The sequence below is a fragment of the Pseudomonas sp. Pseusp18 genome (assembly GCF_059506005.1).
Genome location: NZ_CP169240.1, coordinates 365211 through 380905, shown reverse-complemented (window position 1 = coordinate 380905; position 15695 = coordinate 365211). Strand labels below are relative to the sequence as shown.

Here is a 15695-nt window from a genome sequence, read left to right as displayed (position 1 = left end):
TATTATCCTAATCTGGGAATGCAGTATAGGGCTTGACAAGACTACCCTGACGAAACCTGACCTCTGAGTAATTCAACTCATCTATATAATAAGGATTATTTAGATCTTTTTGATTTGGTTTATAACCTCTACCACCACCCGGCATTTCCTTCCTTACAACGGGATCCCCTGTTGGGGTAAAACCCGTGGGAGCAGGTGGGTTTCGACTCATCCTAGAAACCGCATCATTTATCGCATTCATCTGGAGTAACCAGCTTTTGAACTGTGAACTGGGATTAATTCTCTCCTTTTTTCCTTTTTTTGTTGGATGACTCCCATCAATCGATCTCTGCTTTAGCGGTGCATGTGGAATTTCGGGATTATGCTTCGCGACAGTATGCATGTCGTAATCGTCCTCCCATTCCAAAACCCGCCGCTTCGCATTCGCCTCAGCCAACTCATCAATCCGCGCCCGCCGCTGCTCACCCGTCAGCTTCGGAAGTTGCGGCTCACCCTCATCAACCCTAACGCCAGTCGTATCATCCGGCGCCTGACACCCAGGCTTATTCGGCGGCGGACAATTCCCGCTCAACCCCAACGGATCAACCCACCCCGTCGGATTCGGCGTGTATTGATACTGGTTCAGCCCACCCGCCAACTTGACCGGGTCCGGCGTCAGGTAGCGGCCAATCTCTGGATCATAGTACCGATGCCGGTTGTAGTGCAGACCGCTCTCGACGTCGAAGTACTGCCCCTGGAAACGCAGTGGCTGGTCAAGCTGCTCGCCTCCACCGAGTGCGAGGTCCGTGACTTTGCCGTAGGCGTTGTACTTCGCCGACCAGACGATTTCACCGCCGAAATCCGTCAGTTCCTGCGGTGTACCCAGGTGATCGAGTTGGTAGTAGAAGGGGCAGGCCTTTTTCGGGCCTTTGCCGTCGAGCATGGCCAGCGGGCGGAAGCTGCCCGGCTCGTAGACGTAGCTGCGGTAGTGCTCTTTGCTGCTTTCAGCGACCACTTGGTCGCCCTGCCAGAAGAACTCGGTGGTATTGCCGTCGACGGTTTTGGCGATGCGACGGCCAAAAGCGTCGTAGCGATAACTCGCGCAACTTCCATCCGGCAACGTGACGCCGACCAGCCGATGCTGGCAGTCATAGCGGTACTCGGTGACCAGTTTCTGCCCGGTGCCGCGACGCTCGCGGACCAGGTTGCCAAAGGCGTCATAGTCGTAATGACGGTCGCCTTGCATCAACAGGCGATTACCCAGCACCTTCGCGAGGCCGGGGCGGTCCTGCATCAGCAGGTTGCCGGCCGGGTCGTGGGCGAAGCTTTCCGGTGGGTCGTCGCGGGTGTGGCGAACGCGGGTCAGGCGGTTGAGTGCGTCGTAGTAATAGCTGCGCTGGCCGTGACGGCTGTCGGCGATGGTCGCCAGGTTGCCGTTGACCGCATAGCTGTAGTGGCGCAGGTACAGCGGCCGGGTTTGCTGGTTGATCGCGTGGGCTTGTAACCGGCCTTGTTCGTCGTAGTGGTATTGGCTGGTCAGTTGTCCTTGCTGGCGTTGCTGTTCGCGGCCGAAGACGAACTGGTGGCTGGTAAGCCGCGCGCCATTGAGGTCAATGGCCGCCAGCGCACCGCCCTTGGCGTGGTGGTAGTCGAGTTTGCTGCCGTCCGGCAGACGCAGGCGGTTGAGCTGCCCGCAGGCGTCGTAGCCATAGCGCAGGGTGCCCCAGCCCTGATGTTCGGTGATCAGCCGGTCCTGCTGGTCGTACTCGAATTCCAGCGGATGATCGTGGCCGTCGTCGACGCTGGTCAGCCGGCCCAACGAGTCGTAGCGGTATTCGACCTGGGTGCCATCGGGCAAGGTCTTGACCAGCAAGCGCCCGGCCGCATCCCGTTGATAGCCGGTGATCAGCCGCGAGTCGTCATCGCCGAACTCGGTTTTTTCCAGCAGATGCCCGTTGAGGTCGTAGGCGTACGCGGTACGACGGCCGTCGAAGCCGGTTTCCTGTCGGATCAAGCCGTTGGGCGTGTAGTCCAGCTGATATTTTTCGCCGGATTCGTTTTCGATTTCCGTGAGCAGCAGCTGCGCGTTGTCGTAGCGGTACTGGAGCTGGGTGCCGTCGGGATTGATCCGGCGGCTGACCAGATGCAAATCGTCGGCGTATTCGTAGCGGGTGACGTGGTCCAGTTCGTCGCGTTCGGCGGTGATCTTGCCGTAGGCGTTGTAGCTGAACCCGCGCGTGGCCCCGGTAGGCAGCGTGGTCTGGACCAGTCGGCCGACGGCATCCCATTGGCACTGGGTAACGGCACCGTGTTCGTCCTGACGGGTAATCTGCCGCCCCAGCGCATCGTAGGAAAACCGCCGCTGCCCACCGTCCGGCAGCGTTTCCTCGAGCAGCTGTCCCAAGGCATTCCAAACGAACAGATGCCGGCTGGTGTCCGGATAGCGGACCGACAGCAACCGGCCTTGTGCGTCGTAGTGATAGTGGGTGACCTGACCGTCGGGATCGGTCGCCTCGGTGACATCACCCTGAGCATTGCGCTGGTATTTCCACACCGCCTGACCGCGATAGCGCGCATGCAGGAAACCGTTGCGATACTCGTAGGACGTCGGTTCGTCCTGCGGCGGAATCAGTGCCACCAGCCGTCCGACGTCGTCGTAGCGATATTCGGTGACAGCGCCGAGCGGATCCTGCTCGGCAATCAATCGACCCTGCTCGTCGTAGGCCTTGAGCTGTTCGCCGCCATCCAGCCCAACCCGCCGTACCAGTCGCGCCCGGTCGTCGTGGACGTAAACCTCTTCACTGCCGTCGATGTTCCGGACCGTGACGCTGCCCTGGTCATCCCAGACATAGCGCGTGTCCATCTGCGCAAACGACGCCCAGTGGCGAATACATCTGGCCGCCTTGCCAGACCGTTCCCACTCCCAGAAGAAACTCGCGCCACCGGCCAGTTGCCGCTGCAGAATCACGTGCCGGTCGTCGTAGTCGTAACGCTCGCCTTCGCCGGCGGCGTTGCTCGCTTCGATCAGCTGATCGCGTTCGTCGTAGTGGTAACTGACCAGCGTCTGCTCGGTGTGCCACGCCTCGGCGAGGGTCTGGGCCGGGCGGAAACACTGGTAATCGACAGCGATCAGGTGGGCGCGGTCGTAGCGCAACAGCAAGGCGCGGCCGGCGCCGTTGTCGAGGCGCTGGATGCGCTCCTGGCGGTCGCGGGTGATGCGCAGGCGGTTGTCGTAGGCGTCGCTGATCGCGGTCAGCCGGCCGTGGTGAAAGTGGTAGAACCGCGTGTCGTCGCCGGCCTGGGCGAGGATCAGTTCTTCAGGGGCATCGCCGAGATAAATCGCCGCGCGCGACAGGCTGTTGTGGATCGCCGGGCGTTCGCTGCTCGGCAGCGGGAACGTGGTGCGGCGGTTTTCGTGGTCGATCCAGATGACCTGGTCGCCGTCGATTTCCAGCCGATGGGTGAGCGAATGACTCCAGCCAAAACCGAGGCCGACATCGATCTCGGCGGCGCTGGTGCGATAGAGTCGGGTGAAGTCGAACGGCAGGATGCCGTCCAGCGAACCGTCGGTGAGGGTCAGCAGTTCTTCGCCGGTGACCATCGACACCGGGCATTTGTTGGTCGCGGTTTTGTCGACTGAGTCGGCGCTGTCGCCGTTGGGGTTTTTCGCCTGATCCGGGGAGTCGTCGTGGTGTTCGTTTTGCTTGAGCGTGGTGTTGCGTTTGGCATCCCAGCGCAGTTGCATCCGGCCTTTTTTCAGCCCCGCCGCAACACCGCGCGCGGCGACCGCTTTGTACTGGTCGACGTACTTCATGAAGGTGCTGAGGATATTGAATGTCGCCTCAACGAAGCGCATCGCGAGACTGGCCAGCCCCATCCCGTATTTGAGCCCGCGAGCCGTTAAATAGGCTTTGGCGGCGGGTATGCCGACACCTGTGAAAGCCAGCGCTGAAGCGATAAGAATATCGATCAGTACCGAGACAATGACTTGGCTGGCCGCCTCTGCCGCGTTGCCGGCGATCTCGCTGGGCGGGAGCATTTCCAGCCAGAGACTCGCAGTACGCAACAATAAACACAGCGCCGCTTCGTCACTGGCCAGCAGCTGGATTTTTTGCATCACCTGCGGTGATTTTTCCGCCAGTTCACGCAGTTGATCGGCACCGCTGCCCAACCGCTCCGCGAACCGGCCGGGGTCCTTGAGGATGTCCGAGAGCATGCCGAGGCTGTCCCACACGCCCATGACCGCCGCCCAACTGCCCGCCAGCATGCCGTTACCCGCGGCCGCAAAAGCCGATTGCGACCACTGCGGTTTGAAACCTTCCCACTCACTGCGTAGCCAGCCCTCCAAGTCGCTGGTCAGGCCTTTGTAAGATTCAAAAAGATCGTTGATTTTCGAGGGTGCAACTTCACCCTGGACATGAACGCGATAGAACTTGCCGGGTGTGCCTGTGAACTGCCCTTTACCATGTTCATCGAGCGTGACTGGCGTGCTTTCGCCGCCATCAACGGCAATCACATCGACCTGAATGTTCCCCAACGGAATGTCATAAACCGATTCGAACTTGCTCTCGATCTGCAGAATTCCACTAGCCGGACACTGCGCAAGACCCGAGATAAAATCATCGTCGCCACTGCTCACCGCAGTCGTGGTATTGCCGAGTTTTATCACCCGCTCCATGTCCAACAGCGAAGGCATGTCCATCGCCCGGCTGACCCTGTCCGCATTCCGGCTCAAGAATTTGCCAAGCTGTTGGCGATACAAGACCAGTGTGTCTTTGAAACCGTCGAGCTCCTGCTCGATCCGTACGATCTGATCCATCAGTCCAGCTCCGTCATCAGGTAATCCACCAACGCTGATTTCGGCGCTTGAGGCAGGTCTGGCATCTCAAGAAAGCTCGCGACTTTGTGCCGCAACACGCTTTCGGAGAACGCCTCATAAAGATCAGGGCGGTCCTCGCTCAACCACTTCAGCAGGTTGTTGATATGCGTTGTCGCGGACTCGGTGGCGAGGTGGTTGAGCAGCGATTCAGATACTTCCCACCAGGGGAAATCCCTGGCGGTTTTCAGCGCACTACCACCGATATCCAGTGGCTGACCATTGATCAGGCAACGCCCGATCACCGGCATCAGTTGCGCAGCGTTAACCTCGGCAGACTGCAGAATCGGCAGCACATAGCGCCCATCCCAATAGCGGAAAAACACCGCGTTGCCGTTGGGCATCAGAACGTGTGTGAGGCTGCGCAAATGCTCGACCAACGCCTCTTGAGTGGCGCAAGACACCGCCAGCCAACCCCAATCGCGGGACTCAGTGGCGGCTACCCAGTCCAGAAACTCACTGTCAGTGGCGACGATTCCGACATAGGGCATCACCGCTTCCCACTCGGCGTAGGCAGTGCCGGCCCAGATCGGGCTCGGCGCTTGTGCAGTGATCGAGCGTTGCCAGGTTTTGAACGGTTCAGCGGCGCTGGCACTGCTGAAAATCGCGAACAGCTGCTCCGATGGTTGCAGCGGCTGGTGCTCCAGCCAGGCGCGAGGCGACAAAACATCAGGCAGCACAGACACCGCCCTTGCAGCGCTCGCACTCTTCGCAGAACGGCGCGTCGCTTTGCAGGCTGAGAATCTGCGCGGCACTGAGCAGCGCCGCCGGGGCCGCTGCAAGTTTCAACGGCATATCCGGCAAGTTCGGCGCAGAAGCCATGGCCGCCATCGGTGCCCCACCGACCTGAATCGGCACGCTGCTGAAAATCCCGCCGGGGCCGATGTTGATCCACTGCCCGCCCGCCTGAATGGTCGCGCTGGCGCCGCCGTCGATGACCACTTGTTGGCCGGCGCTGACGTGGAATTGCTGACTGGCATTGAGGGCTTGATTGCTCACGCGAATGTGCCGGTCGCCGACCACCACCAGGTGATCGTCCAACCGCACTTCGGTCTGGCGCTGGCCGTGGGTGATGCGTTTTTCGTCGGCCTTCAGCTCATGGCGGGCGGTGCCGGTGACGACGATGCTGCGCTGGTTATCAACCTGCACCTGTTGATCGTTGAGGACGTGCTGAGTCCAGTTGCGCTGGGCGCGCAGGTAGATTTCCTCGGCACCTTTGCGATCCTCGATGCGCAACTCGTTGTAACCGCCGCCACCGGGACTGCTTTGGCTGCGGAAAATACTGCGGGTCTTGTCCGCCGGCAGATCGAGGGGCACAGGCGTCGCGGCGTTGGGCAGGCAACCCATCACCAGCGGTTTGTCGGCATCGGCATCGATAAACCCCACCAGCACTTCCATGCCGACGCGCGGAATCATCACGCTGCCGTAACGGTCGTGAGCCCAGCCAGTGGCGACGCGCAGCCAGCAACTGGAGTGTTCGTTGAGCTGACCGTCACGGTCCCAGGCAAGCTGAACCTTGACCCGACCGTACTTGTCGCAATGGATTTCGCTGTCAGCCGGGCCGGTGACCACGGCGGGTTGATAGCCGAGCATCCGTGGCTTTTCCGGCCCCAGCGGAGGGCGGAAAGAAACGTCCCACGGCGTCGCCAGAAAGGTATTGCGATAGCCCTGAAAATCATCCGGGCTGTCGCTGGTGGCCGACTCTTCCAGCACTTGCGGCTGACGGCCACGGTGTTCGATTTCGGTGATCAACCACAGGTCATTCCACGCCTGACGCGGGTGTTCGGCCAAGTGTAGGAAATGCCCGCTGACCAAAGCGGATTCGTCGCCGCGACCTTCGGCCTGACGGTAATCCGCGCTGTGTCGCTCCAACGCTCGTTGAACCAGATGCTTGCCGTGTTCGCGATCGGTGAATTGGCCGGGGAAGTGGTAGTCCTCCAGCACCGGTCGCTGCTCGCTGTCGAGGCGACTTTCGAGTTGCAATCGCGGTTTCTGGAAGTCGTAGTCGCGACGGGTAACTGCGGTGGTGCGGGTTTCCAGCCGTACATTGAAACGCTTGATCGCCGGCGCATCCGCGGCCATCCCGCTGCCCGGCAGGTACAGCGTCGGTTCGGGCAGACGAGGGAAAACCGTCTGGTCATCGCCGAACACCAGCAGGTGCCCGTCGGGGCTGTGCTGAAAGTGGTAGTGAATACCGACTTCGGCGCACAGTCGCTGGATGAAGGCCAGATCGCTTTCAGCGTATTGCACGCAGTACTCGCGCTGGGGGTAATCACTGCCGAGCCGGAACTCGAAGGCATCGCGCTGGATGCCGTGGTCTTTGAGGATTTGCGTGACGATCGTCGGCACACTTTTGTGCTGGAAGATCCGCTGATTGATACGCCGGTCGAGATACGCCAGACGCGGTACGAGACTGATCTGGTAACCCGTCAGACGGTGCCCGGAATCGCTCTGGCCGACACGAAAAATCTGACCATGAATACCGGAGCCTTGCGCATCGAAACTCAGAAACGCCTGACGATGCAACAGGCTTTCGAGCTCTATGTCGGGCCGCTCGCTGACCAGTTCCAGGTCAAAACGATAGGGTTGGCTGATGGCTTCCTTGCCCGTGAACTCAAGCACCTTGAGCTCATTCTGGACGCCGTCGAGGGTCAACGTGAAACGCGGTTGATTGGCAGGCGCGAACATCCGATGTGTCTCTGCAGAATGAAGGCGGGCGATTCTGCATGAGCGACAAGGGGTGTTGATGGAGGGACAAGGAAATCAGATTTACCCTGCTTTTTTAGGGATTTTTCCTTCAAAAAACTGGATAAAGCACTACAGACATTCCTGTCAGAAGCACCACCGAACAAATGTGGGAGCGCAAAAAAACGGCCCGCCTCCAAAAGGAAGCGGGCCGTTTTCATGTTCGGCGAAAGGTCAGAGCATCAGCTCATCCCCCTCATTGGTTCAGGCGGAAATCCTTTTCGGCCGCGGCGAAGCGCGAAAGCATGCCGCTGGTCGGTGCGCCCATTTTGCTGACGATGTAGATCGCCAGGCTGGCGAAGATGAAACCAGGGATGATTTCGTACAGGCCCAGCAGTTCGAAGTGTTTCCAGACGATCACAGTGATCGCGCCGACCAGGATGCCGGCCAGTGCGCCGTTGCGGGTCATGTTTTTCCAGATCACGGAGATCAGGACAACTGGACCGAACGCAGCACCGAAACCTGCCCAGGCGTAGCTGACCAGACCCAGTACGCGATTATTCGGGTTAGCCGCCAGAGCGATAGCGATCAGCGCAACCAGCAGCACCATGGCACGGCCGACCCAGACCAGCTCAACCTGGGAAGCACTTTTACGCAGGAAAGTTTTGTAGAAGTCTTCGGTCAGGGCACTCGAGCACACCAGCAGTTGGCAGCTCAGCGTACTCATCACTGCCGCCAGAATGGCCGACAGCAGCACACCGGCAACCCACGGGTTGAACAGGATTTTCGCCAGTTCGATAAACACACGTTCGTGGTTTTCGCTCACTGGCATGGCCACGGCAGGGTGTGCCGAGAAGTAAGCGATGCCGAAGAATCCTACAGCGACGGTGCCGCCCAGGCACAGGATCATCCAGGTCATGGAGATGCGACGAGCGTTGGCGATCGACTTGACCGAATCCGCCGCCATGAAACGCGCCAGGATGTGCGGCTGGCCGAAGTAGCCAAGACCCCAGCCCATCAACGAAATCACGCCGATGAAGGTGGTGTTTTTCAGCATGTCGAAGTTGCTTGGGTCTTGCGCTTCAATGGCCAGGAACGTGGTGTCGATGCCGCCAGTGGCCAGCAGCACGATGATCGGCGTCAGCAACAGGGCGAAGATCATCAGCGTGGCTTGTACGGTATCGGTCCAGCTCACCGCCAGGAAACCACCGACGAAGGTGTAGGCAATCGTCGCCGCAGCACCGGCCCACAGCGCCGTCTCGTAGGACATGCCGAAGGTGCTTTCAAACAGACGGGCGCCAGCGACGATGCCGGAAGCGCAGTAGATGGTGAAGAACACCAGGATCACGACCGCGGAGATAATCCGCAGCAGGCCGCTTTTATCTTCGAAACGGCTGGAGAAGTAGTCCGGCAGGGTCAGCGCATCGCCGTTGTGCTCGGTCTGCACACGCAGACGGCCGGCGACGAACAGCCAGTTCAGGTAAGCACCGACGATCAGGCCGATGGCGATCCAGCTTTCGGAAAGACCGGACATGTAGATAGCGCCCGGCAGGCCCATCAACAACCAGCCACTCATGTCGGAAGCACCGGCAGAGAGTGCGGTCACGACGCTGCCCAGGCTACGGCCGCCCAGAATGTAGTCAGAAAGGTTGTTGGTGGAGCGATAGGCCATGAAGCCGATCAGCACCATTGCTGCGATGTAGATCACGAACGTGATCAGGGTTGGATTGCTTACGCTCATTGAGTTACGCCCTGGCATTGTTTTTATGTAGCAGCGGCTGGTGAACCGCTCGCAAACGATGACGTTTGACAGACGATTCGGGGGCCCGCGCATTTATGACTGATGTTTCCCCAGGAAAGCCATCAGCCGGTGCACCGACCGTTTCGACCGGTTGCACCTTGGCCGCGAATGCTATTCAACAAAGCAAATAAGGTGCAACCAGTTTCGTTCGAATAAGTTGCACCTAGTCGGTTTTTCTTGAGAAAGGTCTGTTTTTGCTCCCTTTTAGGGCGTTTTTCAGGTTGCACTAGAAGTAAAAGCACCAAGCAGGCACAGGACTTGTGTACCAGAATTTATTTCCTGACGAGCTGCCTATTATTCCGACAAAAAAAGGGTTGCACCCGGTTGCACCTCAACCAACGCACAGCTAATCTTGCCGTCAGCTGATGCCACGCGGTCGTGGCAAACATGAGGATAAAAATATGGCTACCACCACCCTTGGGGTCAAACTTGACGACCCGACCCGCGAACGCCTCAAGGCCGCCGCGACCTCGATTGATCGCACGCCGCACTGGCTGATCAAGCAGGCAATTTTCAATTACCTGGAAAAACTCGAGGGTGGTGCAACCCTGTCCGAGCTGAACGGTTTGAACGGCAAGGAAGTTGACGAGGTGGGCGAGGTCCACGTCGATCACGCGCACCAATGCTTCCTGGAATTCGCTGAAAGCATCCTGCCGCAATCGGTGCTGCGCGCCTCGATCACTGCCGCTTACCGTCGCCCGGAACCTGAAGTGGTGCCGATGCTGATCGAACAGGCTCGCCTGCCGGCACCGATGTGCGACGCCACCAACAAGCTCGCCGCCTCGATTGCCGAGAAACTGCGCAATCAGAAGAGCGCCGGCGGCCGTGCCGGGATTGTTCAGGGCCTGCTGCAGGAGTTTTCCCTGTCGTCCCAGGAAGGCGTGGCGCTGATGTGCCTGGCCGAAGCGCTGCTGCGCATCCCGGACAAAGGCACTCGCGATGCCTTGATCCGCGACAAGATCAGCACCGGCAACTGGCAGCCACACTTGGGCAACAGCCCGTCGCTGTTCGTCAACGCCGCCACCTGGGGCCTGTTGCTGACCGGCAAACTGGTCGCCACCCACAACGAAGCCGGCCTGACCTCGTCCCTGAGCCGCATCATCGGCAAGAGCGGCGAGCCGATGATCCGCAAGGGCGTCGACATGGCCATGCGCCTGATGGGCGAGCAGTTCGTCACCGGCGAAACCATCGCCGAAGCCCTGGCCAACGCCAGCAAGTTCGAAGCCAAAGGCTTCCGCTATTCCTACGACATGCTGGGTGAAGCCGCCCTCACCGAACATGACGCCCAGAAGTACCTGGCCTCGTACGAACAAGCCATCCATGCGATCGGCAAAGCCTCTCACGGCCGTGGGATTTACGAAGGCCCGGGCATTTCCATCAAGCTGTCCGCCTTGCACCCGCGCTACAGCCGCGCCCAGTACGAGCGCGTGATGGACGAGCTGTACCCGCGCCTGCTGTCGCTGACCCTGCTGGCCAAGCAATACGATATCGGCCTGAACATCGACGCCGAAGAAGCCGACCGCCTCGAGTTGTCGCTGGATCTGCTGGAGCGCCTGTGCTTCGAGCCGCAACTGACCGGCTGGAACGGTATCGGTTTCGTGATCCAGGCTTACCAGAAGCGCTGCCCTTACGTGATCGACTACGTGATCGACCTGGCTCGCCGCAGCCGTCATCGCCTGATGATCCGCCTGGTGAAAGGCGCGTACTGGGACAGCGAAATCAAACGCGCCCAGGTCGAGGGCCTGGAAGGCTATCCGGTGTACACCCGCAAGGTGTACACCGACGTCTCCTACATCGCCTGCGCACGCAAGCTGCTGTCGGTGCCGGAAGTCATCTACCCGCAATTCGCCACGCACAACGCCCACACCCTGTCGGCTATCTATCACATTGCCGGTCAGAACTATTACCCCGGTCAGTACGAGTTCCAGTGCCTGCACGGTATGGGTGAACCGCTGTACGAACAGGTTGTAGGCAAAGTCTCCGACGGCAAGCTGAACCGTCCGTGCCGCGTGTACGCACCGGTCGGTACTCACGAAACGCTGTTGGCGTACCTCGTACGTCGTCTGCTGGAAAACGGCGCGAACACCTCATTCGTTAACCGCATTGCCGACCAGTCGATCTCGATTCAGGAACTGGTGGCCGATCCAGTGGCCAGCATCGAGCAGATGGCCACGCTGGAAGGCGGCTTCGGCCTGCCGCACCCGCGCATCCCGCTGCCACGTGACCTGTACGGTGCCGAGCGCGCCAACTCCAGCGGCATCGACATGGCCAACGAACATCGCCTGGCTTCGCTGTCCTGCGCTCTGCTCGCCACTGCCCATAACAACTGGAAAGCCGCGCCGATGCTCGGTTGCACCTCCAGCACTGAAACCCCTGCGCCGGTTTTGAACCCGTCGGATCTGCGGGACGTGGTGGGCCATGTGCAGGAAGCCACCGTCGAAGACGTCGACAACGCGATCCAGTGCGCCTTGAATGCTGCGCCGATCTGGCAGGCCACGCCGCCAGCCGAACGCGCCGCAATCCTGGAACGTGCCGCCGATTTGATGGAAGGCGAGATCCAGCCGCTGATGGGCCTGCTGGCTCGCGAAGCCGGCAAGACCTTCGCCAACGCCATCGCCGAAGTGCGTGAAGCCGTGGACTTCCTGCGTTATTACGCAGTTCAGGCACGCAACGATTTCACCAACGACGCCCACCGCCCGTTGGGCCCAGTGGTGTGCATCAGCCCGTGGAACTTCCCGCTGGCAATCTTCAGTGGCCAAGTCGCTGCTGCTTTGGCCGCCGGTAACCCGGTACTGGCCAAGCCTGCCGAGCAAACCCCGCTGGTCGCCGCTCAAGCCGTGCGCCTGCTGCTCGAAGCCGGGATTCCGGAAGGCGTGCTGCAACTGCTGCCGGGCCGTGGCGAAACCGTCGGTGCCCGCCTGGTCGGCGACGATCGGGTCAAAGGCGTGATGTTCACCGGTTCCACCGAAGTCGCGCGCCTGCTGCAACGCAACGTCGCCGGTCGTCTGGATGCCCAGGGCCGTCCGATCCCGCTGATCGCCGAAACCGGTGGCCAGAACGCGATGATCGTCGACTCCTCGGCACTGACCGAACAAGTCGTGATCGACGTGGTGTCGTCGGCGTTCGACAGCGCCGGTCAACGCTGCTCGGCGCTGCGGGTGCTGTGCTTGCAGGAAGATTCCGCTGATCGTGTCATCGAAATGCTCAAGGGCGCCATGGCGGAATGCCGACTCGGCAACCCGGAGCGCCTGTCCGTGGACATTGGCCCGGTGATCGACGCCGAAGCCAAGGCCGGCATCGAGAAGCACATCCAGGCCATGCGCGACAAAGGTCGCAACGTGTACCAGGTGGCGATCGCCAACAGCGAAGAAGTCAAACGCGGCACCTTCGTCATGCCGACCCTGATCGAGCTGGAAAGCTTCGACGAGCTGCAACGGGAGATCTTTGGCCCGGTGCTGCACGTGGTGCGCTACAAGCGCAAAGACATCGACCAACTGATCGGCCAGATCAACGCATCCGGCTACGGCCTGACCCTCGGCGTGCACACTCGCATCGACGAAACCATCGCCAAGGTGATCGACAACGTCAACGCCGGTAACGTCTACGTCAACCGCAACATTGTCGGTGCCGTGGTCGGCGTGCAACCGTTCGGCGGCGAAGGCCTGTCGGGGACCGGTCCGAAAGCCGGTGGTCCGCTGTACCTGTACCGTCTGCTGTCGACGCGTCCTACCGATGCGATCGAACAATCCTTCGCCCGCGGCGACGCTATCGCAGCGCCGGACGTGCGTCTGCGTGACGCCATGAGCAAACCGCTGACCGCGCTGCAAGCCTGGGCCGACAGCAACAAGCTCACGGACCTGAGCGCCCTGTGCGTGCTGTTCGCGGCGCAATCGCAAAGCGGGATCACCCGCGTGCTGGCCGGCCCGACCGGCGAGCGCAACAGCTACGCCATCCTCCCGCGCGAACACGTGCTGTGCCTGGCGGACGTCGAAGGCGATCTGCTGACTCAACTGGCGGCGGTATTGGCCGTCGGCGGCTCGGCGGTGTGGCCGGACGCGGAACCGGGCAAGGCCTTGTTCGCACGCCTGCCGAAAGAAGTGCAGGCACGTATCAAGCGGGTGGCCGACTGGACCAAGGACGAAGTGGTGGTTGATGCAGTTCTGCATCATGGCCATTCCGATCAGCTGCGCGCGGTATGCCAGCAAGTGGCCAAGCGGGCGGGTGCGATTGTCGGGGTTCATGGTTTGTCGCAGGGTGAAACCAACATTGCGCTGGAGCGTCTGGTGATCGAACGGGCGTTGAGCGTAAACACCGCCGCGGCGGGTGGTAATGCCAGCTTGATGACTATCGGTTAAACCGTAATAAAGCCGGGCGCCTGCAATGGGCGTCCGGTTTTTCAAGCAAGATCTTTTGCTTCTCCATCACCAAGATCAATCATCCTGTTCAGCCTCTATTCCTACGCCTAGACTCGGACCATCCCAAATAAAGGTAGGCCGCCATGTCCGAGACGTTGCTCAGTTCCCGCAATCTGGCTTTCGAGCTGTATGAAGTCCTTGATGCCGAGGGCCTGACCCAACGTGAGCGTTTCGCCGAGCACAATCGCGAGACCTTCGATGCCGCCATCGGCACTGCCCGCAACATCGCCGAAAAGTTCTTCGCCCCGCACAACCGCAAGGGCGATGAGAACGAGCCGCGCTATGAGGACGGTCAGGCGATTCTGATTCCGGAAGTGAAACCGGCGGTGGATGCCTTCCTCGAAGCCGGTTTCCTCAACGCCGCGCGCAGTTTCGATGCCGGCGGCATGCAACTTCCTACGCTGCTGTCCCAGGCTTGCTTCGCGCACTTTCAATCGGCCAACGCGGCGTCGACCTCCTACCCGTTCCTGACCATGGGCGCAGCCAACCTGATCGAGAGCTTCGGCACCGATGAGCAGAAGCAACGCTTTCTGCAACCGATGATCGACGGTCGCTTCTTCGGCACCATGGCGCTGACCGAGCCGCACGCCGGCTCGTCACTGTCGGATATTCGTACCCGCGCCGAGCCAGCGTCCGACGACACCTATCGACTCAAGGGCAACAAGATCTTCATCTCCGGCGGCGATCACCCGCTGTCGGAAAACATCGTGCACATGGTGTTGGCCAAGTTGCCGGACGCACCGGCCGGGGTGAAAGGTATTTCGCTGTTTATCGTGCCCAAGTTTTTGGTCAACGATGACGGCAGCCTCGGCAAGCGCAACGATGTGCTGCTCGCCGGACTGTTCCACAAGATGGGCTGGCGTGGCACCACCTCCACTGCGCTGAACTTCGGCGATAACGGTGAGTGCGTAGGCTATCTGGTGGGCAAGCCACACCATGGCTTGAGCTACATGTTCCAGATGATGAACGAGGCGCGGATCGGCGTCGGCATGGGCGCAGTGATGCTGGGTTACGCTGGGTATCTGTATTCCCTGGAATACGCCCGCGAGCGTCCGCAAGGTCGGGTGCCGGACAGCAAGGACCCGACTACGGCACCGGTGGCAATCATTCAGCACGCCGACGTCAAACGCATGCTGCTGACCCAGAAAGCCTACGTCGAAGGCGCGTTCGACCTCGGTTTGTACGCGGCGCGGCTGTTCGACGATACCACGACGCTTGAGAGCGAAGCCGAGCGCAAACAGGCCCATGAGCTATTGGATTTGCTGACGCCGATCGTCAAATCCTGGCCGTCAGAGTTTTGCCTGAAGGCCAACGAACTGGCGATCCAGATTCTCGGCGGTCACGGCTACACCCGTGAATACCCGGTGGAGCAGTATTACCGCGACAACCGCCTGAACCCGATTCATGAAGGCACCCACGGCATTCAGTCGCTGGACTTGCTGGGGCGCAAACTGGCGCAGAACGGCGGCGCGGGACTCAAGCAATTGATCCGCCTGATTGCCGACACCGCCGAGCGGGCGCAGACGTACGAAACATTAAGTGCATTGCGTGAACCACTGGAGAAACTGGTGGCGCGCCTGCAAACCGTGACCATCGGCCTGCTGACCGATCTGGCCCAGGGCAAGGTCAACAGCAGCCTGGCGAACTCGGCGCTGTACCTGAAAGTGTTCGGTCATACGGTGATCGGCTGGCGCTGGCTGGAACAGGCGATTCGTGCCGAGGAAGGGTTGACCAACGGTAACGCGGCAGATGTGAGCTTCTATAAAGGCAAGCTACAGGCGGCGCGGTATTTCCTGACGTGGGAAGTGCCGGGTTGTCACCATGAACTGGCGATTCTTGAGGCGCGGGATGATGTGTGCCTGAACATGCAGGATGAGTGGTTCTGATCGGACATGGATTTGTGTAACGGCCACAAAAAAGATCGCAGCCTGCGGCAGCT

Annotated in this window: 6 protein-coding genes; 2 read left to right on the top strand and 4 right to left on the bottom strand. The window is 60.4% G+C overall.

The window, feature by feature from the left end:
• Positions 1–7: 7 nt before the first annotated feature.
• From ACEN9A_RS01610 to putP, 4 genes are all read right to left on the bottom strand, one after another.
• On the bottom strand, positions 8–4798 hold the full coding sequence (locus tag ACEN9A_RS01610; RefSeq protein WP_258672130.1) for an RHS repeat-associated core domain-containing protein: 4791 nt from the start codon (positions 4796–4798) through the stop codon (positions 8–10).
• Entirely contained in the window at positions 4798–5535 is a 738-nt protein-coding gene (locus ACEN9A_RS01605) for a DUF4123 domain-containing protein (RefSeq protein ID WP_258672129.1), read from the bottom strand. Before ACEN9A_RS01605 ends, ACEN9A_RS01610 begins: the two co-directional genes overlap by 1 nt.
• A complete protein-coding gene (locus tag ACEN9A_RS01600; protein WP_258672128.1) occupies positions 5525–7543 on the bottom strand; it encodes a type VI secretion system Vgr family protein in 2019 nt (672 codons plus the stop codon). Before ACEN9A_RS01600 ends, ACEN9A_RS01605 begins: the two co-directional genes overlap by 11 nt.
• A 253-nt stretch (positions 7544–7796) precedes the next feature.
• A complete protein-coding gene (gene putP / locus ACEN9A_RS01595) occupies positions 7797–9281 on the bottom strand; it encodes a sodium/proline symporter PutP (RefSeq protein WP_258672127.1) in 1485 nt (494 codons plus the stop codon).
• Between the two features lie 461 nt (positions 9282–9742).
• On the opposite strand from putP, the gene putA reads away from it, so the two are divergent.
• Together putA and ACEN9A_RS01585 are read left to right on the top strand one after the other, a co-directional pair.
• Positions 9743–13696 carry a trifunctional transcriptional regulator/proline dehydrogenase/L-glutamate gamma-semialdehyde dehydrogenase gene (putA, locus tag ACEN9A_RS01590; RefSeq protein ID WP_258672126.1) on the top strand — a complete coding sequence of 1318 codons (3954 nt, stop codon included), beginning with the start codon at positions 9743–9745 and terminating at the stop codon, positions 13694–13696.
• Between the two features lie 143 nt (positions 13697–13839).
• Positions 13840–15642 carry an acyl-CoA dehydrogenase gene (locus ACEN9A_RS01585; protein ID WP_258672125.1) on the top strand — a complete coding sequence of 601 codons (1803 nt, stop codon included), beginning with the start codon at positions 13840–13842 and terminating at the stop codon, positions 15640–15642.
• Positions 15643–15695 lie beyond the last annotated feature (53 nt).

Coding starts and splice junctions, on each gene's coding strand:
- ACEN9A_RS01610 (WP_258672130.1), bottom strand. CDS start 4,798: ATGGATCAGATCGTACGGATCGAGCAGGAGCTCGACGGTTTCAAAGAC.
- putA (WP_258672126.1), top strand. CDS start 9,743: ATGGCTACCACCACCCTTGGGGTCAAACTTGACGACCCGACCCGCGAA.
- putP (WP_258672127.1), bottom strand. CDS start 9,281: ATGAGCGTAAGCAATCCAACCCTGATCACGTTCGTGATCTACATCGCA.
- ACEN9A_RS01600 (WP_258672128.1), bottom strand. CDS start 7,543: ATGTTCGCGCCTGCCAATCAACCGCGTTTCACGTTGACCCTCGACGGC.
- ACEN9A_RS01585 (WP_258672125.1), top strand. CDS start 13,840: ATGTCCGAGACGTTGCTCAGTTCCCGCAATCTGGCTTTCGAGCTGTAT.